The organism is Paenibacillus sp. DRB1-1 (assembly GCF_052119485.1).
Lineage (GTDB): Bacteria > Bacillota > Bacilli > Paenibacillales > Paenibacillaceae > Paenibacillus > Paenibacillus polymyxa_B.
Window position 1 is genome coordinate 5071758 of record NZ_JBODQH010000001.1, and the last position, 22056, is coordinate 5093813.

19 protein-coding genes are annotated in these 22056 nt (G+C 47.6%); 11 read left to right on the plus strand and 8 right to left on the minus strand.

Annotated features, from left to right (window positions below):
- Window positions 1-17 precede the first annotated feature (17 nt).
- The 9 genes from ACQW03_RS22700 (at window position 18) to hydG (ending at window position 10071) form a co-directional block, all read left to right on the plus strand.
- The gene (locus tag ACQW03_RS22700) at window positions 18-980 is read left to right on the plus strand and encodes an ABC transporter permease (RefSeq protein ID WP_441952461.1); all 963 of its coding nucleotides are present in this window, start codon (window positions 18-20) and stop codon (window positions 978-980) included.
- On the plus strand, window positions 977-1843 hold the full coding sequence (locus ACQW03_RS22705; RefSeq protein WP_441951839.1) for an ABC transporter permease: 867 nt from the start codon (window positions 977-979) through the stop codon (window positions 1841-1843). Before ACQW03_RS22700 ends, ACQW03_RS22705 begins: the two co-directional genes overlap by 4 nt.
- Window positions 1828-2601: an ABC transporter ATP-binding protein gene (locus ACQW03_RS22710; protein WP_441951841.1), complete on the plus strand. Its 774-nt coding sequence runs from the start codon at window positions 1828-1830 to the stop codon at window positions 2599-2601. Before ACQW03_RS22705 ends, ACQW03_RS22710 begins: the two co-directional genes overlap by 16 nt.
- Window positions 2598-3380, plus strand: coding sequence for an ABC transporter ATP-binding protein (locus ACQW03_RS22715; protein ID WP_441951843.1), 783 nt, complete (start codon window positions 2598-2600; stop codon window positions 3378-3380). The genes ACQW03_RS22710 and ACQW03_RS22715 overlap by 4 nt, the downstream gene beginning before the upstream one ends.
- Complete coding sequence (locus ACQW03_RS22720) at window positions 3367-4437, plus strand: pyridoxal-phosphate-dependent aminotransferase family protein (protein ID WP_441951845.1); 1071 nt, start codon at window positions 3367-3369, stop codon at window positions 4435-4437. Before ACQW03_RS22715 ends, ACQW03_RS22720 begins: the two co-directional genes overlap by 14 nt.
- Window positions 4427-5566, plus strand: a complete 1140-nt coding sequence (locus ACQW03_RS22725; RefSeq protein WP_441951847.1) for an amidohydrolase family protein — start codon at window positions 4427-4429, stop codon at window positions 5564-5566. Before ACQW03_RS22720 ends, ACQW03_RS22725 begins: the two co-directional genes overlap by 11 nt.
- A 117-nt stretch (window positions 5567-5683) precedes the next feature.
- Window positions 5684-7300, plus strand: a complete 1617-nt coding sequence (locus tag ACQW03_RS22730; protein ID WP_220029757.1) for an alkaline phosphatase — start codon at window positions 5684-5686, stop codon at window positions 7298-7300.
- A gap of 256 nt (window positions 7301-7556) precedes the next feature.
- Entirely contained in the window at window positions 7557-8609 is a 1053-nt protein-coding gene (gene hydE / locus ACQW03_RS22735; RefSeq protein ID WP_257791715.1) for a [FeFe] hydrogenase H-cluster radical SAM maturase HydE, read from the plus strand.
- A gap of 49 nt (window positions 8610-8658) precedes the next feature.
- Entirely contained in the window at window positions 8659-10071 is a 1413-nt protein-coding gene (gene hydG / locus ACQW03_RS22740; protein WP_441951849.1) for a [FeFe] hydrogenase H-cluster radical SAM maturase HydG, read from the plus strand.
- A gap of 147 nt (window positions 10072-10218) precedes the next feature.
- On the opposite strand, the gene hydF is transcribed toward hydG, so the two are convergent.
- The 8 genes from hydF to ACQW03_RS22780 all read right to left on the minus strand — a co-directional run bounded on the left by hydF (window position 10219) and on the right by ACQW03_RS22780 (window position 19521).
- Window positions 10219-11472: a [FeFe] hydrogenase H-cluster maturation GTPase HydF gene (hydF, locus tag ACQW03_RS22745; protein ID WP_441951851.1), complete on the minus strand. Its 1254-nt coding sequence runs from the start codon at window positions 11470-11472 to the stop codon at window positions 10219-10221.
- Complete coding sequence (locus ACQW03_RS22750; RefSeq protein WP_441951853.1) at window positions 11459-12907, minus strand: aspartate ammonia-lyase; 1449 nt, start codon at window positions 12905-12907, stop codon at window positions 11459-11461. Before ACQW03_RS22750 ends, hydF begins: the two co-directional genes overlap by 14 nt.
- Window positions 12904-13494: a 4Fe-4S dicluster domain-containing protein gene (locus ACQW03_RS22755; protein ID WP_028540676.1), complete on the minus strand. Its 591-nt coding sequence runs from the start codon at window positions 13492-13494 to the stop codon at window positions 12904-12906. Before ACQW03_RS22755 ends, ACQW03_RS22750 begins: the two co-directional genes overlap by 4 nt.
- 65 nt (window positions 13495-13559) lie before the next feature.
- A complete protein-coding gene (locus ACQW03_RS22760; protein ID WP_441951855.1) occupies window positions 13560-15065 on the minus strand; it encodes a [FeFe] hydrogenase, group A in 1506 nt (501 codons plus the stop codon).
- Between the two features lie 32 nt (window positions 15066-15097).
- Window positions 15098-15748, minus strand: a complete 651-nt coding sequence (locus ACQW03_RS22765) for a 4Fe-4S dicluster domain-containing protein (protein WP_076293074.1) — start codon at window positions 15746-15748, stop codon at window positions 15098-15100.
- Window positions 15745-17907: a formate dehydrogenase subunit alpha gene (gene fdhF / locus ACQW03_RS22770; RefSeq protein WP_071641308.1), complete on the minus strand. Its 2163-nt coding sequence runs from the start codon at window positions 17905-17907 to the stop codon at window positions 15745-15747. The genes ACQW03_RS22765 and fdhF overlap by 4 nt, the downstream gene beginning before the upstream one ends.
- 127 nt (window positions 17908-18034) lie before the next feature.
- On the minus strand, window positions 18035-18400 hold the full coding sequence (locus ACQW03_RS22775; protein WP_013310644.1) for a hypothetical protein: 366 nt from the start codon (window positions 18398-18400) through the stop codon (window positions 18035-18037).
- 695 nt (window positions 18401-19095) lie between these two features.
- Window positions 19096-19521 carry a MaoC family dehydratase gene (locus tag ACQW03_RS22780; protein WP_104496913.1) on the minus strand — a complete coding sequence of 142 codons (426 nt, stop codon included), beginning with the start codon at window positions 19519-19521 and terminating at the stop codon, window positions 19096-19098.
- Between the two features lie 359 nt (window positions 19522-19880).
- On the opposite strand from ACQW03_RS22780, the gene ACQW03_RS22785 reads away from it, so the two are divergent.
- Together ACQW03_RS22785 and ACQW03_RS22790 are read left to right on the plus strand one after the other, a co-directional pair.
- Window positions 19881-21299 (plus strand): helix-turn-helix domain-containing protein, encoded by a 1419-nt coding sequence (locus ACQW03_RS22785; protein WP_441951858.1) that lies wholly within the window; start codon window positions 19881-19883, stop codon window positions 21297-21299.
- 316 nt (window positions 21300-21615) lie between these two features.
- On the plus strand, window positions 21616-22035 hold the full coding sequence (locus ACQW03_RS22790; protein WP_441951860.1) for a hypothetical protein: 420 nt from the start codon (window positions 21616-21618) through the stop codon (window positions 22033-22035).
- The last annotated feature ends 21 nt before the right edge of the window (window positions 22036-22056 follow it).

Here is a 22056-nt window from a genome sequence, read left to right on the forward strand (position 1 = left end):
TTAAAAAGTCTGCCGGATTGTCTGCAAATCTAACTTCCCCACACAAATGGCTTGTGCGCGCTATGATAAGAGCGGCATCAGTAGTCATCTGTGTGGTGGTGACAGTCTTCTTCATCATAAGGCTGGTGCCGGGAGACCCCGCCAAAATGATTCTGGGGGAATACGCCACAGCTGAGGCTATTGAGAGTATGCGTCATAGGTTGGGGCTGGATCGTTCTCTTTGGGAGCAGTTTATAGGCTTTGTGCACAATTTCTTTACACACGGTGATACCGGCGTTTCGATTGTTTTTGAGACTTCTTCAAGAGAGTTGATTGCTGAGCGGGCCCCTGTGACGCTGCTGCTCATTGCAATGACCTGTCTTTTTTCCATCATTGTTTCGCTGGTGCTGGCCACCCTTGCGGCAACACATAAAGACGGACTGCTTGACCACATTATACGCATCTTGCCTGCTGTAACGCTCGGTATGCCGATTTTTTGGGTTGGACTGCTACTGATTCTGGTATTTAGCGTTCGGCTTCGCTGGTTTCCCGTTGGGGGAGTCGGCGAGGGCTGGCTTGGAATCTTGTACAGTCTCGCCCTTCCAGCGATCACTGTCGGATTGTCGCAAATTCCCTCGCTCGTTCGTTCTTTAAGAGCGCAGATGCTGGAAGTGCTGGAATCTGATTTTGTTGTAACCTTGAAGGCGGCGGGAATCCCAGACCGGGTTATATTGGTAAAGCATGTCCTGCGCAATTCCGCTCTTCCCGCTCTTATGCTGCTTGGCGTAAACATTGCCTACCTGATGGGCGGCACGTTGGTAATTGAACAGGTTTTTGGTCTCAAGGGTATCGGAAGCCTGTTATTTTCAGCCATTTCAAACCGAGATTTTCCTGTTATACAGGGGATTGCTCTTTATTGTGCGATATCTGTGGTCATCATCGGCTTCGTGATTGAGGTTGCTTCTGGGTATCTTGATCCCAGGACGAAAGGAGAACAATGAAACGCACGCAATTAGATCTTCAGATTCAGAAGGCGGGGCATAGCAACCGCTCTTGGGGAAAAATACTAAATACTCCATCTCTTTTATGGGGCAGTATTATGTTTGCGTTACTCATAGGTATTGCAGTGTTCGCACCGGTTATTAGCCCCTACCAGCCTTCTGACCAAAATATTTCGGCAACTTTACAACCTCCGTCCTTCGAACACTGGCTGGGAACCGATCAACTGGGGCGTGATTTGTTTACACGGCTGATCTATGCCGCACGGACTGATTTGAAGATTATGGTGCTGGCGGAGATCATCCCTTTTTGTATGGGGGTGTTTCTGGGAATGCTTGCCGGGTATTATGGTAAATGGGTAGACACGGTTATCACGCTTTTGACCCATACGTTTATTGCGTTCCCTTTTTATTTGATTGTAATTATAGTGGCGTTTGCAAGCGGTACGGGTGAACAGGGAATATACATTACATTTATCCTGGTTGGCTGGATTGTATACGCGCGCGTGGTCAAGGGTCTTAGCGCATCATTTCGCAAGCAGGAATGGATAGCCGCTGCAAAAACTCTGGGAATCCCGGATATTAAAATCATACTGCGCCATCTTCTTCCGAATGTGTTACCGCAAGCGGTGGTAGTGCTTATGACGGACATGGCTGTTCTGCTTGTGGCCATTGTTACGCTAGGTTATCTAGGTATCGGCATTGCGCCGCCAACTCCGGATTGGGGAACTATGATTTCTGATGGACAGCCCTTTATATCTACTAAGTGGTGGCTTTCAGCAATCCCGGGTTTTGCGGTAGTATATACAGGGATAGCCTTATCCCTTGTGGGCGATGGGCTAGCAGATATATGGAGAAGAAAATGAATGCTATGAATCCAATTTTAGAAGTGGAAAATTTGTCGCTCGCGACGCAATCGAATCATAAATTGGTCACCGATGTGAGTCTCAAAGTTGAAGCGGGCGAAAGTATAGGACTTGTGGGGGAATCCGGATCTGGAAAATCGCTCACGCTTCGCTCCATCATAGGGTTGCTTCCCTCCGGTATTGAACAAGTTGGCGGGAATATTAGGAGCAATGGCAGATGCGCAATGATTTTTCAAGACCCGATAAGGGCACTTGACCCTCTTTGCCCGGTGGCCCGGCAGCTTGCCGAGGTTGTGTACTACAGGCAGAAGGTGAGCCGGAAGGTCGCGCGTACAATAGCTTTGGAACTGCTTGAAATGCTCGGTCTTCCCGATTCCTTAAAGCATACTGACCGTTACCCCCGCCAGCTTTCAGGCGGCCAGTGCCAACGTATTGTTATTGCGATGGCTTTGGCGTGCAAGCCGGGCATCCTTCTTTGTGATGAGCCAACAACTGCGCTTGACGTAACGGTTCAACGGCAAATACTTGACGTTATTTCACGTCTTCAAAAGGAGCTGGGTTTTGCCATGGTGTTTGTTACGCACAATCTTGCCGTAGCTGCTTCGATGTGCTCAAAGCTTTGCGTTATGAAAGAGGGAAGAATCATAGAGTGGGGAGACACTTTGCCCCTTTTACAGAACCCGCAAAATCCGTATACACAGTTGCTGATAAGCTCAGTGCTTCCTCTCCCGGATCTTGAAAGGAGCACGGATTTATGAAAACAGCCTTGCGGATAGAAAATATAACGGTTGCTTATGGTAAGTTCACCGCGCTTGATCAAGTAAGCCTAGAGCTGCAGGAGCGTACCACGCTTGGTCTTGTGGGAGAATCGGGTTCAGGAAAGTCTACCCTCGCGCGGGTAATAGCCGGGCTGATCGCCCCGGATGAGGGCCGGATCATGCTGGGTTCTCAGGTACTGGGCAAGCGACGGAGCCGGGAGCAGCATAAAAGAATACAAATGGTTTTTCAAAACCCGGATTCCTCGCTAAATCCAAAGCATACGATCAGGCAAATTCTTGCCGAAGCCTTACTTTTTCACAAGATTGTTGACCGCGCTCAAGTGGACAAGAGATGTAGGGAACTGCTTACACGTGTTCACATCGATGAAAGCGCCCTTGGCAGATTCCCTCACGAATTTTCCGGCGGTCAGCGTCAGCGGATAGCAATTGCCCGCGCATTAAGCGTTGAGCCAAGCATACTTATCGCAGATGAACCAACGAGCGCACTGGATGTTTCGGTACAACGGAGTATGCTTGAACTGTTGAGCACACTCAAATCGGAGCTTAATCTTACGATGCTTTTTATCTCTCATGACTTGGGAGTTATAAATGCTATAAGCGATATTGTTGCTGTAATGCGGCAGGGGAAGCTGGTTGAGATCAACTCCAAGGAGAAATTCTTTTCTCGTCCTGAAACGCCTTATAGCCGTGAGCTTTTGTCCGCTGTTCCCAAAATGCCAATATCCCAATCTGCAGGAGGTATTTATGAGTCAAAATAATAAAGGATTTGTACCTCTTACAATATCGGAGTTTGATACGCTAACTAACTTGCTCTCCAAACTCCTGTCCACCCAAGAATCCCCGGTAATCATACCGGGCGAGGCGATCCTGGGAATTGAAGCCATAGCAGCAGGCATATCTGCGCCCGACCGTAAAATTCTAAACATTGTGACAGGTCCATATGGAACGATTTTTGGTAACTGGCTTGCGCGTGGCGGAGCAGAAGTCATCGAACTCAAAACATCTTTTGATGAAGTGGTAACTGTAGATGAAGTCGCCGCAGCGATTGAGCGATATAACCCATGTGCGCTTTCTTTTGTGCAGGCGGAAGTGGTCACAGGAGGCTCTAATCCAACAAGGGAAATCATGGAGCTTGCGCGTCAATCAAACATTATAACCGTGATAGATTCAGTTTCTGCAATCGGGGGCGAACCGGTGCTTATGGACGAGTGGGGAATTGATTTTGTAGCTGTAGGGGCGCAAAAAGCACTATCCGGGCCTAACGGGATCAGCGCTGTGGGGATTTCTCCCCGTGGCTGGGAGTTTCTGGCCTCCAACGACAATGCGCCGCGCAATTCCATACTGTCTTTGCTTGACTTAAAGCGTTCCCCTAATCATGTGACGCCCGTGCGAGTTCCTGCCAACATCCCTGTTTTGGAAGCCCGTGCGCTTATAGAGGCATTAAAGCTTATTGAAGAAGAAGGTCTGGAAGCGGTCAACCGCCGCCATCGTTTAACTACATCTGCTGCAATTGCTGGCATTAAAGCCTTGGGCCTTGAACCGTGGCAGCGGAATAAAGATAGCTACTCAACGTTGACTACAACGGTTCGAATTCCTCAAGGCGGTAATTTCAATATCGAACAGCCCATAGGCATTGTCGCACCCGGAGATGGAGAATTACATAATAAACTCTTACGCATTAACCATTTTGGGGCAAAGGCAAATCAACAAAGCGTTGAAGAAGCTATCCAAACGCTTGCTGAGTTTGTACATCAAGACCCTTATCATGCGCTTGCCGCCCAAAGGTTAATTTGGGGGAATGAATATGGAAAATAAAATTCCAAAAGAGTTAATCTACAAAAATATATTTGTGGCGGGGATTGATGGGAAACGATTCGATATAACAATCACCAATGGTCGTTTTTCGTCCATTGCAGAGTCCTTATCCTCGCATACTCAACAAAATGGCCCAGATGGCGATTTATGGATTAGCCCCGGCGTAATTGATCTTCATACGCATTTGGCATGGACGGATTTTAATCATACTGACCAAGAGAAGCGCGATGAACTGGAGATCGAAGTGATGCAGGCGCAAGCCTTTGAGGCTACTTTCCAGGCTGGAGTGACTTCAGTGCGTGATGCAGGTGGGCTTTTTCCAAGTACGGTGAAGCATATAGGTCAGCATTATAGCCAGCCTTTAAGAGTTTATACCAGTGGTGATATGCTTGGAGCCGGAGACGCACGAGGTCTTAGGTATTTGGAACGGCGGGTAACAAAAATTATTGATTCGGGGGCAAGTTGGATTAAAATTCTTGCAACGGGGGGACTAGGCTCGTCGCCAGATACAGTGCTGAACCCGATTTTTTCTGAGAAAGAATTCTCTTTTATTGTGCGTAGCGCCCATGCACGCAACATAAAAGTCATGGTTCACACCTGGGGCGGACCTACTGTGGATTGGTCTATTGACGCTGGAGTGGAATCTATAGAGCATGGAATGTATTTGACCGAGGATCAAGCCAACCGGCTTGCGCAATCCAGAACAGCCTTTGTGCCTACTGCTTCCATCTATCGTATTGCTGCAGACCCTGCTGGAGTTCTTTCACTCGACAGGGAAATTTGTGATCGCGCCGCCCGCGCCGCCGAAGCCCACCCTAAAGCCGTTAGCTATGCCAAAAGAGCAGGCGTACGAATTGCGTTCGGTACAGATTTTGCCACACCTTCGTTACATGGACGTAACCTTGAGGAATTAGACACACTCATAGACTGTGGATTAACTCGAAAAGAGGCCTGGCAGGCTGCCACGGAGTTCGCCGCTGAAATTTTGGGATATGGGGACAGATTGGGACGTATAAAAGAAAACTACACAGCAGATACAATCCTTTTTAATGCTGATCCGTATAAGTCACAAAACGCCAAAGCACTCCGTGAAAGTATCGTATCGGTAATTCAGGGACGATTTGAGTGAGACCAATACTCCAGAGAGCATCTTTAATATAGTTAGGCAATCCCCTTAACATTCTCCTGACAAAGTATGATTAGACTTAGTTCTGATTGTACAATAAAGTGTCTGGGAGGAAATTGAATGCTAAAATGTTGGGGGATACATACGAAAAAATCGGTGGCTGCACTCGTAGCGACTATGATGCTAGCAGTAAGCGGTGGGACGGCGATGGCAGTCGAAAAGGACACGTCGATTAAAAACGTAATTATTTTGATTCCAGACGGTATGGCTAATGACGCCACTGCACTGGCTAGATGGTACAAAGGATCTTCCTTAACGTTAGACAGCATGGCAAGCGGCATGGTGCGTACGCATTCTGCGGATGCTCCGATTGCCGATTCTGCTCCAGCGGGTACTGCTTTTGCCACAGGACATAAATCTCATACTGGGTATGTAGGTGTCCTTCCTGATGAAGCGACAATGCCTGGACAACAACCCATTGCAGCGGGTGACGCCAAAAAGCCTGTAGCTTCGATTCTTGAGGCTTCCAAGCTGGCAGGGAAATCGACTGGAATTATTGCGACTTCGGAGATTATGCATGCGACACCAGCTGATTTTACCGCACATTATCCTGATCGTAAAAATTATGATGCACTCAGCATGCAGCAAGCCTACAACGGGGTTGATGTAGTGTTAGGTGGAGGCGGCAAGTTTTTGGAGGCAGCAGGGCGTAAAGATGGCCAAGATTTGGTAGCCCAAATTAAAGACCAGGGTTATGACTTTGTCACGACTCCTGAAGGGCTGAAAAATTCGACCTCCAGCAAGCTCTGGGGCAGCTTTTCTCCCGAAGCCCTTGCGTATAACCTGGATCGCGATGCATCCAAGGAACCTAGTCTGGCAGAAATGACATCGAAAGCCATTGATGTGTTGTCCAAAAACGATAAAGGCTTCTTCTTAATGGTAGAAGGCAGTAAGGTGGACTGGGCCGCCCATGCAAATGATCCAACCGGAATTATTAGTGACGTGCTTTCGTTTGACGATGCAGTGAAAGTTGCTGTGGATTACGCCAAACAAAACCAAAATACAGTCGTCGTAGCAGTGACAGACCACGGAAACGGTGGATTGACGATTGGTAGCAGCGATACAACTAGCAATTATGACAAAACACCTTTAGCTTCTTTTATAGATCCACTGAAAAAAGCGAAGCTGACAGGTGAAGGCTTGGAAGCCAAGCTGAATGCAGATCGCAGCAATATTAAAGAAGTGCTTTCCACGTATTTTGGCATCACCGATTTGACAGACGAAGAAGTGAAAACCATTAAAGATGCCAAAGAAGGCAGCATGAACTATGCTGTCGGACCAATCATTAGCAAACGTGCGAATATTGGCTGGACTACAGGCGGACATACAGGAGGCGATGTCGTGTTGTACACGTATGCGCCGAACGGAGACCGTCCAACCGGTGTAATCGACAATACTGATGTCAATAAATATATGACACGTGTACTTGGACTGGATTTGGATACGGTCAGCAAGCAGCTTTTTGTTCCTGCAAAAGCCGCTTTTGAAGCTAAAGGAGCCAAGTTTACTGCGGACACGAAAGTCATTACGGTGACCAAAGGCAGTAACAAGCTGGAGCTTCCGGTATACAAAAATGTCGCTACGCTGAATGGTAAAAACACCACGCTCAACGGTGTAGTTGTATTTAACGGTGTTGATTATTTTGTACCCCAGCAGGCGATTGATTTGATTCAGTAATAAGAGAACCATCAACAAAAGCTGTTTCTTCCCTTATTAGGAGGAGACAGCTTTTTTGTGTGTTGATATAAATGTGTATTTTTTGGGGCAGAAGTTGGGGGAGGTTTTTATAAAATGGGATTTTTTGTGAAACTAATCACGTTACATCTTCTCCGATATTGCTAGAATAATACATGTACGGTACAAGCCGCTGATGATGTGAAGTCCGGATGGACGAGGGAAGAAGGGATGAGTCACGGACGAATTATTACTGCGTCTGGCTGACGGCAAGGAATGGACGCATACGGAAATGATGGAGTTGCTGACACGTCTGGATGATGAGCCAACGCTTCGGGCTCAACTGCGCCACCTGGCAGCTCGCACCAAATTGGAGCGCTATGGCAAAGGTGTTTTTTTACGGGGATTAATTGAATTCTCCAGTATATGTCGTCAGGACTGCATGTACTGTGGGCTGCGCGCTTCGAATAAACAGGCAGATCGTTACCGTTTGCAGCCAGAAGAAATTCTGGCCTGTTGTGCGGAGGGGTATGAACTCGGTTATCGGACCTTTGTGCTGCAAAGTGGGGAAGATTACTGGTTTACAGCAGCACGGCTGACGAAATTGATTCGCGAAATTAAAAGCCGTTTTGCGGATGTGGCGGTTACACTGTCCATCGGTGAACGGGATGATGAAACTTATGAGCAATTATACGAAGCGGGCGCGGACCGTTTTTTGCTGAGGCATGAGACAGCTTCCCCCCGTTTGTACGCCAAGCTTCATCCGACGATGACGATGGAAAGCAGGCGCAGCCGTCTGCTGGCTTTGCAACGAATCGGCTTTCAGATCGGGGCCGGATGTATGGTGGGGTTACCAGGACAAACGAATAGTGAATTAGCAGACGATTTGGTCTATTTACACAGCCTATCACCAGATATGATCGGGATTGGCCCTTTTTTACCGCATAGCAACACGCCGCTTCGGGATGCCAGTCAGGGGAGCATGGAAAAGGCACTCGATATTATTTCGTTATCCCGATTGGTCGTTCCAGATGCACTTATTCCGGCGTCCACGGCAATGGGAACGATTCATCCCCAAGGCAGGGAGAAGGCGCTTCAGGCAGGGGCAAATGTGGTGATGCCCAATTTGTCGCCACTGGCGGTGAGACCTAAGTATGCGATTTATGAGAACAAAATATGTTTGGGCGATGAGTCTGCCCAATGTCGACATTGCCTGGAGCTGCGGATTCGCGGAGCGGGATTTGAAGTCGATATGGGGCGCGGCGATAGTTTGAGGGTGCAACGACAACTTATGAGACAGGAAACTTTGTGAGGCCACAACGGAAACATTGCAGTAACCATAAATAAGGAGATGGGTATACGTGAGTGGAGTACGGGAGAAAGTGTCGGCGGATTTTATTAATGAAGCAGAGATTATGGCAGCAGTGGAGCAGGGGAAACAAGAGGCAACAGATCGACACCGTATTTTAGAAATTTTAGAAAAGGGGAGAGCCTGCCGGGGACTGAGTGCGAGTGAAGCGGCGGCTCTTTTGCATGTGGATGATCCTGAATTATTGGAAGAGATGTTCAAATCTTCGAGGGCAGTCAAAGAACAAATTTATGGCAACCGGATTGTGCTGTTCGCCCCTTTATATGTAAGCAACCACTGCGTGAATAACTGCGAATATTGTGGTTATAAACATACCAATGACAGCTTTACTCGTAGCCGTCTGACACCGGAGGAATTGGTGGAGGAGGTTAGAGTGCTTCAAGAACTGGGACACAAGCGGCTCGTACTGGAAGCTGGGGAAGACCCAGTCCATTGTCCCATTGACTATATCGTCGATTGTCTGCGCCAGATCTATGAGGTCAAGGTAGATAACGGCAGCATTCGGCGGATCAATGTGAATATTGCATCCACAACCGAGGATGACTATCGGAAGCTGGCAGAGGTGGGCATTGGTACGTATATTTTATTTCAGGAAACGTATCATCGGGAAAGCTATCGTAAATTCCACCTGCAGGGACCAAAGCGGGACTTTGATTGGCACACCACCGCAATGGACAGAGCCATGCGTGCGGGTATAGATGATGTGGGGATTGGTGTATTGTACGGTCTGTATGATTTCCGCTATGAAACCGTAGCGATGCTGAAACATGCCGAGCACTTGGAAGAAGCTTTTGGGTGTGGTCCTCATACGGTTTCAGTTCCACGATTGCGTCCGGCTGAAAATGTAGACCTGGAGCGATATCCGTACCTGGTCAACGATGAGGATTTTATGAAAATTGTATCCGTTCTTCGACTGGCTGTCCCTTATGCTGGTATGATCCTGTCCACACGCGAGGAGCCGGAATACAGGGATCGTGTCATTGGTCTAGGCGTGTCGCAGATTAGTGCAGGTTCAGCTACAGGCGTAGGGGCATATGCAAAACAGGAAACTGATGATAAGCCTCAATTTGAGGTAGGGGATCATCGCTCACCATCGGAAATTATTAAAAGTCTGTGCCGTGGTGGATATATGCCGAGCTACTGCACAGCTTGCTACCGTGAGGGGCGAACTGGAGATCGTTTCATGGAGCTTGCCAAATCAGGACAAATTCATAATGTGTGCCAGCCGAATTCGCTGCTGACCTTCCAAGAATATCTGCTGGATTATGGGGATGAGGAGGCGCGTGAACTGGGAGCTGCCGCTCTGCGAGAGAATTTGGAGCGTATACCACGTGAATCGACGCGCCGTTTGACGCTTGACAGACTGGAGCGACTGGAAGCAGGCGAGCGTGATTTGTATTTTTAGCAATTTATATTATTCGTAGTATCATTTCACGCTATGAAAATTCTCATGATTTATAATAGAACTTGAAAATAAAAAGCAGTCGCGTTGGAATCAGCGCGACTGCTTTTGTGTATCTGGAAAAAAATATTAATGACGAGATAAGGTCTTTTAGGAATAACTGCCGGCTTCTACAGCTTGCTCCCATGCCAGCATAGCAGATGGGAAGCATTCAATAGCACGGGGAAAGACCCCCTGTACATAAGCGATGAAAATACCATAGTTCACAATCGGCACTCCGGCAGCTTTCGTTTCAGACATTCGATGAAGCATCGTACGCCGATTGAGCATGCATGCACCGCAATGAATAACCAGTGCATATTCGCTCAGATCATCAGGGAAGCTGGAGCCGGATGCATGCTCGATGATGAGACGTTTGCCTATCGTTTGGCGGAGCCAGCGGGGGATTTTCACTCGACCAATATCGTCAGATTGGCATTGGTGAGTGCAGGCTTCGGCAATGAGTACACGGTCTCCATCCTTGAGGCGATCAATGGCTCTTGCACCTCGTACCAGTTCGTCCAGATCGCCTTTATGACGGGCAAACAGGATGGAAAAAGAGGTAAGAGGCACATCATTGGGCGTGTCGGCCGCTACTTTCATAAAAACCTGTGAATCGGTAATGACCAAGCGAGGCTTACGTCCCAATCTCTCCAGCGTCAATCGTAGTTCATGTTCTTTGGTTACTACGGCGATGGCATCGCTCTCTAGTGTATCGCGGATTGTTTGCTGCTGTGGCAGGATCAATCGGCCTTTTGGTGCAGCTTTGTCGATTGGGACGACCAGCACAACAACATCGCCGGGTGACAACAGGTCACCGACGATACGGAAACGATCCTCGTTTTGGGGGAGAGTATTCGTGATAGCCTTTTTCAGTTCCGTGTCTCCCCGGAGCAAAGATGCACTGAAAGGAATTAGGGTGAGATCCAATTCAGTTGCCAGCTTTGTAGCCGTTTTATCTGATTCAGTAAGGGTATCTACCTTATTCAATACCCCAATAACAGGAATCTTTTTGGTGCGGAGCTTTTCGAGTAGCTCATGCTCGAATGGTCCGACTCCAACGGTGGCGTCGATAACGAGCAAGGCCAAGTCTGTACTATTAAGTATTTCTAGCGTTTTGTTGCGGCGCAGCTCCCCGACCTCACCCTCATCGTCCAGTCCGGCGGTATCCACCAGAACAATGGGACCCGCTGGGAGCAGCTCCATCGGTTTGAAAACTGGGTCCGTGGTCGTTCCTCCTACAGGAGATACCACAGCGACGGGCTGACCAGTCAGGGTGTTCAGAATGCTGGATTTGCCTGCATTACGGCGACCGAGCAGGACAATATGTGGTCGGTTGCTACGAGGGGTATCATTCATTCCCATGGTGAGTTCCTTCTTCCTGCCCCGGAATTCCGGGTTTGGTTACTGTATAGGGATGGCATAATTGGTCAATCCTCGAACGGGTCAGTAGGCCGCGATCTTCTGCAATATCCTCTGGTGTGCGACCTTGCACAATGGCTGCAGATGCAATGGAGGCAGCTTCATCATAGCCAAGCTCCGCGACCAGCGCAGAAGCCATCACGGCTGAGTTACGCAAATTTGTAGTACAGCGTTCCTCACGCACGATCAGGCCGCGCACACATCGTTCCTCGAATAGTCGAACCGCGCTGTTCAGAATATGTAGCGACTCCAGCAGCGATTCGGCAATGAGCGGCAGGAATGCGTTTAGTTCCAACTGACCGGAGGCAGCGGCCATAGTGATAGCCGCATCTTCGGCTATCACACGCATGGCTGTTAGTCCTGCCATTTCAGCTATTACCGGATTGACCTTGCCAGGCATAATAGAGGATCCGGCCTGAACTGGAGGCAGCGTGTATTCGCCAATACCACCGAAAGGACCAGAGGCCAGTAGGCGAAAATCGCCAGATATTTTGTACAGATTCACGGCGGCTGATTTGAGTAGACCGGACACCTCCACAAATACATCCATATTTTGAATCGGGTCCATCGGGTGGTCGCTGCGACTCAGTCCAAAGCCAGTCTCATCCGCCAGCTTTTCGACCATCCGATAGCTGTAAGCACGGGGTGCGTTCATACCTGTGCCAATCGCCGTGCCTCCAATAGGGATTTCCCGCAGCCGCTCTTCGGCTTTATAGAGACGCCAGCGATCGCGCGCTACAGCCTTTGCGTAGGCGCCAAAGCCCTGCCCGGCCATCATGGGCAGGGCATCCATTAGCTGAGTGCGACCTAGCTTGAGCAGGTCGGCATATTCTGTTTCTTTATGCTGTAAAGCATCCTGTAATGAAGACATCGTGTCACATAAAGGCCGAAGCAGCCGTATCGCTGCAATTCGTAGCGCTGTCGGATAGACATCATTCGTAGACTGGCAGCAGTTCACATCATCCAGAGGATGTATAATCTCATACTGCCCTGGTCTGCCTCCTAGCTGTACGATGGCCAAATTAGCAATGACCTCATTTACATTCATATGGGTACTGGTGCCTGCGCCGCCTTGCATGGCATCCACGGTAAACATATGTTGGTGCCTCCCGGCGAGTATTTCGTCGCAGGCATTTACAATGGCAGAGGCCCGTTGGGCAGGAAGCCGTTTCTGCTCACCATTCACTTGAGCGGCTACTTTTTTTACCAACACAAGAGCGTGGATCAAGTTTTGGTTCACGGGCCTGCCACTGACCACAAAATTGTTCATCGCGCGTGCGGTGTGAATACCGTATAAGGCATCTGCGGGAATTTCCATCTCTCCTAGCGCATCCCGCTCGGTTCGCGTATTTGTAGGCAGAGGGAAATCTTCGGTCATAGACCCGTTGCCGGAATGCGTGTCATATGCAGTAGCTGACGTGCACTTGCAGCGCGTTTTTCTTCAACCCGGGCATGAACCAGATCTGGCTCGACCAGCTTGAGGGCTTGTGTTGGACATTTACCAATACAGGCCGGACCGCCGTCCACGCCTTCGCATAAATCACATTTGCTGGCAATCATGCGCTCTTTGGGTTGCAAGCGTCCTGACATATTGGTATACAATCCATCCTGCACGACAGGCTGCCCGTTTCGATACTCGGGTACCATGTTAATCGCGCCGTAAGGGCAGGCGATCATGCAGGTTTTACAGCCAATGCAGCTTTCGCTATTAATGAGAATGCAGCCATCTGCATTCGTAATAGAGCCGTTCGGGCAAGCGTTGGCGCATGGAGCATCCTCACAGTGACGACACTGAACGGGTGCAGTGACCCCAAATGATTTGATAACCTTCAGACGAGGGTGAAAATGAAACTCATCATCCGGCGAGATAAAAGGGTTCTCCGCTGAATGTGCGATGACACATGCGATTTCACAGGTACGACAGCCGATACATTGATCGGGATCAGCTAAAACAAAACGGTTCATACAATTCGACTCCTCTCTAACTAACAACAAAAATAATGTATACAGCATAAAAATAACTTAATGTATTAATGAATGGAGTAATCCGCATCCCCTTTGGTGGAAATAGTGTTGCTGCGGCTTTGCTTGCCGGGCCCCCGTTGTTGGAAGGTGGTGTGCAGCAGATGATGCGACACATGACCCAGCGGCTCACCTAGAAATTCATCATAAAGTTTGATGATGTGAGGGTTCTCATGCGATTTTCGTACCTGGTGTGCAGCATCATGTCCATAGATGGAGGATTTACGTGCCCGATAAGCTTCAATTCGTTGCTTTTCTAACATGAGCTTGGGTTGTCCCCCTCCGCTGATACATCCAGCAGGGCAGCCCATCACCTCAATAAAATGATAATCACATTCGCCCGCCTGGACACGATCCAGTAGCTGATAGGCATGTTGTAGCCCGGCGACGACCGCTACCTTGAGCTGCAGCTTGCCTACCTGAACCTCAGCTACTCGAATGCCTTCCTCACCACGTACAAAATCGAGCTGGAGCTTCGGCAGTTTTTCATTTGTCAGCAGCTCGTAACCTGTACGGATGGCAGCTTCCATGACTCCTCCGGTGACTCCAAAAATGGAGCCTGCACCTGAATATTGCCCTAACGGTGAATCGAATTCTTCATCAGGCAGGTTTGCAAAATCAATTCCGCGCTGCTTGATCCAATATGCAAGTTCACGTGTGGTCAGTACCTCATCCACATCACGGTAACCGTCAGATTCCATTTCGGGACGATCGCATTCAAATTGTTTACAGGTACAGGGCATGATGGCAACGCTGTATATATTCGCAGGTTCCACCTCGTCCAGTTGTGCGCCATAAGATTTGATTAGCGCTCCTAACATTTGCATCGGAGATTTGCAGCTGGATAGATGGTCTAGCAGATCGGGATATTCTATTTCTGCAAATCGGACCCATGCTGGACAGCAGGATGTGAACATGGGTAAGGGACCGCCTTCGGTCACGCGACGAATCAATTCAGTGCCTTCCTCCATGATGGTCACGTCAGCTCCAAAGTTGGTGTCGTATACTCGATCGAAGCCAAGGCGGCGCAAAGCAGCAGCCATTTTCCCAGGCGTCAAGGTGCCGAACGGCATTCCAAATTCCTCCGCGAGTGAAACACGAATGGCAGGAGCACACTGGACGATCCGAAACTGTCCAGGTTTGGTCATCATATCGGCTACCTTATTCAAGTTGTAGCTATAATAGGCAGCGAATAGCGGCTCTCTGATGTCGACAGGCATATCGCGTTCTTGGATACGTTCCAGCCGTCTAGCGGCGCCTTCCTGTGGAGATGAACCTGCCCAGTCAGATGCGTATACGCTGCATATTTGTACACATTGACCGCAAATAACACATCGGTCTGCATTAACGGTTTGCGGTTCTCCGGGCAATCCCTCTATGGCATCAACTGGACAAACCCCAGCACAACGTCTGCATCCTGTGCAGAGCGTAGGGTCAATATGAATGACAGGGTCTGTGCAATCAGTCGTCTTCATACAAGGAGGCGAAGAGATCTTGTCTATTGTGGTTGACATGGTTTTCTACCTTTCTGCGGCTGATTTTGACCTTATAGGCGTGGGAAAAAGACTTCCCGCCGGGGCTCTGGAGGTGAGTCGGATATACCTTTGGCCAGCCGTAGGACATGATTCGGGCAGGCCTCTACACATGCAGGCTGTCCGTTCTCTGTTTCCGCGCACAGATCGCATTTGCTTGCTGCGGTGCGGGGAAGGGCGACTCGATTTGCACGGTGAGTCAGGCCGGACTGCGTTACAACGTGTCCTGCCCGGTAGACCGGAGACACCTCAATTGCCCCGAAGGGGCAGGCCAAAACACAGGAGGTACAGCCGATACATCGTTCCTCATCAATCATAACGACGCCGTCCTCCTGACGAATGGCTTGCACCGGACAGGCATGTGCGCAGGGGGCATTTTCGCAATGCCGGCATTGCACCGGCACATACATATTCCCTGTACGTACAACATACACCTTGGGTACAACAGGTACGCTGACGGTTCCGACCGAAGCTCCTATGCCGTTAGCCTGACTGTGAACGGCGAAGCACGCCAGTTCACAGGCTTTGCAGCCGATGCACTGTCCGGCGTCCGCGACTACAAAAGAAGAAGCAACAGCGCTTGTTCTACTGGCTGCTCCCATTCTACTCGTCGAAGCTAACCGGGTATCTGTCGGACGGTGCATCATATTCCCTGTGCCGCTCATCTCGTCACCTTATCAGCCAAAACAGCTTCCTGGACGTTCATCTGTCTGCGAATCCGTTGGTACGATTCATGTACATCACGTTCGGCCTGCGCTTGGTCGGCGATCCGCTCCAGACGGATGGCACAGTATTTTAATTCCGGGGTTTTGGATACCGGATCGAGAAAATCAGCGGTCAGCTCGTTGCATGCTCCAACCCACCAGTGATAGGTCATGTAGGTCGCACCTTGTTGCACACGGTCACTGATTTGTGCCCGTGCCATGATGCGTCCCCGACGGGAGGATATGGCAACAATTTCGCCATCCAGAATATTCAGATCTGCTCCGTCTTCTGGGCTAATCTGAATAAAGCCAGGCTCATCAGACAACTGGCGCAGCGCGCGGCAATTGCCAGTCATGGTACGAACGGAATAGTGACCTACCTCACGGACTGTGGACAAGACAAGCGGGTATTTTGCATCCGGTTGTTCTTGTGGTGGACGCCATTCGCAGGCGAATAATCTGCCTTTGCCACTAGGTGTCGAAAATTGATTTCCTTTATATAAATACGGTGTACCTGGATGATCCTCAGTAGGGCAGGGCCATTGCACGCCGCCTTGCTGCTCCATTTTTTGGTAGCTGGCACCGGAGAATAATGGGCTGAGGCTGCGCATTTCATCCCAAATTTCTTCTGTGTTTGCATAGGACATAGGATAGCCCATGGCGGTAGCAACCTCGCTAATAATGGCCCAGTCTGGCTTAACATCACCCTGTGGCTCAACGGCCTTACGGATGCGCTGAAAGCCCCGATCTGCCGAAGAATATACACCGTCATGCTCGCCCCAGGCAGTAGAAGGGAGGATGACATCGGCGTGTAGCGCTGTTTTATTCATGAAAATATCCTGGACGACGACAAATTCCAATTGGTCTAGGGCTTCACGCAACTCGGCGGCGTTCGGATCACTTTGTACAGGGTCCTCGCCGAAAATGTAATAAGCTTTCAGCTTGTTCTCCTTCAGAATGAGGTGTGGTACCTCCGTAAGTGGATATCCTTTTTTACGCGGCAGCTCAACACCCCATGCTTTTTCAAACTTTTTGCGGACTGTGTTGTCTGTTACATCCTGATAACCAGGATACACATTCGGCAATGCGCCCATGTCGCAGGAACCCTGTACATTGTTTTGTCCCCGTACAGGTCCGATTCCCACATTCGGCTTGCCCAGATTTCCAGTCAACAGTGCAAGGGAAGCAAGCCCCTTTACCACATCAACGGCCTGTGAAAATTGACATACGCCCATTCCGTACAAAATTGTAGCGGTAGGGGCCTTTGCATATTCCCTCATAGCCGCCCGGATATCGGCCGCCTTGACCCCCGTAATGCCTTCCGCATATTCGGGAGTATATTTTTTAATGCTGTCTACGTATTCGGCAAAGCCTTCTGTGTTTGCTTCAACATATCGTTTGTCGTACAGTTCTTCATGCACAAGTACATGACCAAAAGCGTTCACCAAAGCCATGTTCGAACCGCCCTTTAAGGGTAGCCACATATTCGAAATACGAGCTGTTTCGGTCATGCGCGGATCGCATACAATAATTTTGGCGCCTCTTTGCTTGGCAGCTACAATGCGTCTTGCGACGATCGGATGTGTTTCGGGTGCATTATATCCAAACACGAAAATGAGATCAGAGTGTTCAATTTCAGGAATAGAGTTGGACATAGCTCCATCTCCGAGGGAGTAAGTCAAACCTGCCACAGAAGGGCCGTGGCATACACGAGCGCAATGGTCAATATTGTTCGTGCCAATGACCGCTCGCATGAACTTTTGCATGACATAATTGGCTTCATTACCCGGACCGCGTGCGGAGCCCGTTCCCATAATGGAGTCGGGTCCGTATTTTTCCTTAATTGCTGATAGCCGTTCGGCAGTATATTGAATGGCTTCCTTCCACTCCACTTCCTCCATAACTCCATTTTTGCGAATCATAGGCTTGCGCAAGCGTGCAGTCAGAATTTGCGGGTCATTCAAAAAATCCCATCCATAGTGTCCTTTCAGACACAGCGTTCCTTCATTCGTACGACCACCAGCCGGCTCTGCGCCAATTACCTGTCCTTTTTCCACCAGCAAATGAAGCTGACAACCGCTCCCGCAGTAGGGACATACGGTCAATACCTTGTCTGCCATAAGTGCAGCACCTCTTTTATATGAAATAGATGAAACTCGTAACATAAAAAAAGCCAATACAAAAATGCCGCTTTACGCTGCATCCTGTACTGGCTTATCCGCGAGCGAGGAGACAAGCTCCTTCCCGCTAATCCAACCGGTGTATGTGTTGTAGTTCTAGAGTAATGATAATGTGTCCGTCTCCATGGACGGAGGGGCAGACCTCCCAAGTATAAGTGAAGGGACTGCCGAGTGTTTTTTCGGCTTCGTTCATAAACTCCTTTTCTAGATAGGGACGAAGGACGTCCCAATATTCCCTGACCTTGTCCTCAGCCCCTTCATGAACGAGAATTTCGGACAAATTAGACAATGTACCTCGAATTTCTACCGTAATCCGGAGCGGCGAATCCAGTGAAACCTTGACGTTGTCCGGTCCTTTTCCCCGGTAGTGCTTGACAATACACACGGCCAACTTCCTGATGCGCTCACGGTATTCCAATTCAGTATTCAACATCTGGACACTCCGCTTCGAATCAAAGTAAAGGCGTACTTGCCGCGCATGCCAGACAGCCTGTGTAGCTGGTTTAGAACAAGACGTAACCGTCCCGACCAAGGTGGTCTGCCCAGCACGGCGTATCACCCTTCTATGGTAGAACAGGTTGACCCGGAAAGATGTGAAATTCATTACACTGAACCAAAATTTTACATGGATTAGACCGCTTTTCAAGCAACTATACCTCTATGGTTTGTATGATGCTTCTCGTTCCATCGCGTTGTTTGTCCAGATCCAATACAAAAGCAGTTGAATGACAAACTATGGGCTGAGATTAGTAAATGTCATTCTCAAAGCCCTTTATACTAAAACAGCACAGTACGAATCTCAGAGATTTTAGTAAATTATTCATTTATATGATTTGCAATATCAATTCTTTATTATTATATTGGGCGGAAATGCTAGTCGAACACCAGAAGGCATAGATATGTTATTTAAAATGGTGGTAAGGTGCGGACTCAAGATGTAGTATCTTTGCGAAATTCAATTGTAGAAGGGCAACTTCAAGGCCGCCAAATGAAGGCTTTGAAAGAATTACTGCCACGTGTGGCTGAACATGAAGCCGCAAGTCAAGCCACGTTAAAATAAAGAGAAGAGGTCCGTGCTAGAATGCATGGACCTCTTTAAACCATTATCAATTGATTTTTTATAAAGCTTTACTGTTTAACCAGAACGGATAAATCGCCTTCAAAAACTTTCTCCTCTTTGTTATTGAAAGTCGACAGCAATACAGTAACGAGTCCTGTTTCATTCCGCTTCTCTTTTACTCCAATCACTTCAACAATGGTGTACAATTCGTCGCCTGGATATACTGGTTTAATAAATTTAATATTATTCATAGCCGTTCCAGCAATAACCTCATCACCGTAACTGCCTGTTTCAACCCAAAGCTTAAAAGAAACAGCTAATGTTTGAATTCCTGAAGCGATAATTCCATTAAATCTGCCTTGCAATGCTTTCTCTTCATCTAAGTGCATATATTGAGGGTCAAATTCCCTTGCAAATTTGGTAATGTCCTCTTTAGTTAACATTAAAGACTTGGTTTTAAATACTTGTCCGATATAAAATTCATGAAACCGCATTATTACACCTCTTGATTAATTATTTTCTTATTTATATTAGAGTAGCATAATATCACCAATCAAGTTAAACTGCCCGTTAGCTTAATGGCGTATTGTCAGTCTACAACTTAATATTTCCCTTTAAAATCCGTAGCGTTATAGCAACAAAACTAATTTAAAGTATAAGCATGAAAAGCCTCTGTTAATTCAGCGGATTTTTATAGTCCATCTCAGCAAGTAACCCTCCGTACTTTTGTACAGTCAGATCAATGTAAGTGTTGCAAATCAATAAAAATTATTGACAACTGTTAAATTATGGACAACAATAGTATGCAATAATATATAAATATTGGTACTTCTGTATGGAGGGTGGTTTATCCATGGGAATTACACCCACGATTAGAGCGGAATTGGAACAATATCTAAAACAAGAAGGCTTGAGCATGATGGAGTTTGGACATATAGCAGGCATGAATAGGGGGATAGTAAGTAGCATAGTGTCAGGCAATAAATCTATGTCTGTTAACCAGATAGATCGCATTACCGAAGCTATGGGTTTACCAGAAGGCTACTTTTACGACCTATTTATAGAAAACTACATCATCGATACCCCCCCGAATATGAGACGAATAGAGCCATTTTTGTATCGTTGTGCGGAATTGGACAAGCTGGATGCGATCCGTCGAGTGGTGGGAACCATTATGGACAACCTACTCTATTCGCCTAAACTATTTGATATGGCAGAAGTGCTAATAGCACAGGGACGACATGATGCTGCGTTGCTGTTCTATAAGGGTGTAGCTGAAACGGAGAAGTACCAACATTCTGAACGATTGGCGACCTGTCAGTATCGAATGTTCACGATTCAGGTTGGTGACGATCAAAGTCGTAATCTTAAGGCAGCTACGTTGTTCGAGCCTTACATTGAACGTCTGGATGAAATGGACCAACTTGACGCATTGAAGGATTTGGCGAACGTGTACAGGTCTTTGCGTAAGTGGGATAAGGTTGAGGAAATGGCAGGGCAGATGAGAAGGAAAGCGGAAGTACAATATTCCATAAAACATCAACAGAAGAATCGAAAGAACAGCGAGCATGAAAAGGAAACCAGAGGGCCGTTATTTGGATACATTGCTTACGCCGATTTGTTGTGTGCTAGTGTTTGTGAAGCCCAAGGCGATTATCAACAAGCTCTACAGTATACATACGCCTATGCAGATTTGGATTGGGTCAAAGAGACTGACGAAGATACTCAACACTGGGTAAACTTGTTCAGTCAGTGGGCAGAAGGTAACACGTACGTTAATAAGCTCCTGTCTGGAGATGTTAGCGTGCTGCCAGACTATGTTGAATATATAGCAGCAACATCAACAGCTAACGAAAATGAGAAACTCTCAAAGCTGTTAAACGTTATGATAGCGGCTAACCGATATGAAATAGATGTGGATGATGTCCTTTCACGTTTTGAAACGAATATTAATTCATTTGCTCAACTCCCAACATCATCTGATATATATACCCAACAAGTAATACCAGACTATTTCGCATGGTTTGGTTATGAAATGGCTCATTATTATTTACATCGGGTGAAATACAGTGATGGCTTTAAATACTTGATGTATGCAATGGTAAAGTCACATATAATAAGTAATGAAACTTACTTTATAAATTGTATTGGTCTGTTTATGCGTTTCCAAGTCCATGCGACTCCTGAAATCAAAACAGAGTTCTCCAATCTAATTGAAAAGGTGTGGTTAAGTAATGTTGAAAAAAATGGAACTGTTAATCGTTGCGAGTAGCTTTTTGTTTTTTATAACCGTACCCGCTCACAATCATGATCAGCTTATTCAGACCCTTGTACAAATTGGGGGATTCTAAAGCAAAAGAAAGCTCTGCCGACCATAAGGTTAGCAGAGCTTTCTTCAGTGCAGGAATTACCGCAGAATTCACCGAATAATTATCTTGATGTGATCAGCATAAACTATACATATAAAGTGTTCGGATCTTATTTCTTTCGTAAGCAGATTGAATTTAGAGTAGATATGAAAGGAACTACCAGATTGTAGCCGGAACTCTCTTTCAGGTAGACCAAATCAAAAAATAGGAGGGGAAATTATGAAGAAAAGAATATTTCTTTTCTCGATTTTATCTTTAGCTATAGCAACTACGGTAGGGGTTGCTTCAGCTTCACCAAGTATAATTAGCAAAAAAAACATAATTAATCAGAGATCGGGGGGGAGCGCAACTGTAAAAGAATCCTTTAGTGTCCCTAAAGGATGGGGTCATATTAAACTTCGTATGAAGAATCACTCTGAACATCCTGTAAAGGTAAGTTTAACTCACAGCGGTTCAAACAAACTATATATTGAAGGTTTAGTAATCGCTCCTCACGACACAGTGACTTGGAAATCTACTGACCAAGGTTTCAGCGACGGTTTGCGTTCTGGAGACTACATACTTCAGTGGAGAGGCAGCGATTATAAAGTTAATGGGGAAACATGGGGAGTAGCTGATTCACAGCCTGGAAACCTCTAAATTACCGTGGCTTTACAACTT

Bases quoted from the DNA above. Each gene is read 5' to 3' on its own strand.
- ACQW03_RS22715 (WP_441951843.1), top strand. From the start codon at position 2,598: ATGAAAACAGCCTTGCGGATAGAAAATATAACGGTTGCTTATGGTAAG.
- ACQW03_RS22775 (WP_013310644.1), bottom strand. From the start codon at position 18,400: ATGTTGAATACTGAATTGGAATACCGTGAGCGCATCAGGAAGTTGGCC.
- fdhF (WP_071641308.1), bottom strand. From the start codon at position 17,907: ATGGCAGACAAGGTATTGACCGTATGTCCCTACTGCGGGAGCGGTTGT.
- ACQW03_RS22730 (WP_220029757.1), top strand. From the start codon at position 5,684: ATGCTAAAATGTTGGGGGATACATACGAAAAAATCGGTGGCTGCACTC.
- ACQW03_RS22765 (WP_076293074.1), bottom strand. From the start codon at position 15,748: ATGAGCGGCACAGGGAATATGATGCACCGTCCGACAGATACCCGGTTA.
- ACQW03_RS22725 (WP_441951847.1), top strand. From the start codon at position 4,427: ATGGAAAATAAAATTCCAAAAGAGTTAATCTACAAAAATATATTTGTG.
- ACQW03_RS22705 (WP_441951839.1), top strand. From the start codon at position 977: ATGAAACGCACGCAATTAGATCTTCAGATTCAGAAGGCGGGGCATAGC.
- hydF (WP_441951851.1), bottom strand. From the start codon at position 11,472: ATGGGAATGAATGATACCCCTCGTAGCAACCGACCACATATTGTCCTG.
- ACQW03_RS22760 (WP_441951855.1), bottom strand. From the start codon at position 15,065: ATGTCAACCACAATAGACAAGATCTCTTCGCCTCCTTGTATGAAGACG.
- ACQW03_RS22780 (WP_104496913.1), bottom strand. From the start codon at position 19,521: ATGCGGTTTCATGAATTTTATATCGGACAAGTATTTAAAACCAAGTCT.
- ACQW03_RS22750 (WP_441951853.1), bottom strand. From the start codon at position 12,907: ATGACCGAAGATTTCCCTCTGCCTACAAATACGCGAACCGAGCGGGAT.
- ACQW03_RS22720 (WP_441951845.1), top strand. From the start codon at position 3,367: ATGAGTCAAAATAATAAAGGATTTGTACCTCTTACAATATCGGAGTTT.
- ACQW03_RS22785 (WP_441951858.1), top strand. From the start codon at position 19,881: ATGGGAATTACACCCACGATTAGAGCGGAATTGGAACAATATCTAAAA.
- ACQW03_RS22710 (WP_441951841.1), top strand. From the start codon at position 1,828: ATGGAGAAGAAAATGAATGCTATGAATCCAATTTTAGAAGTGGAAAAT.
- ACQW03_RS22755 (WP_028540676.1), bottom strand. From the start codon at position 13,494: ATGAACCGTTTTGTTTTAGCTGATCCCGATCAATGTATCGGCTGTCGT.
- ACQW03_RS22790 (WP_441951860.1), top strand. From the start codon at position 21,616: ATGAAGAAAAGAATATTTCTTTTCTCGATTTTATCTTTAGCTATAGCA.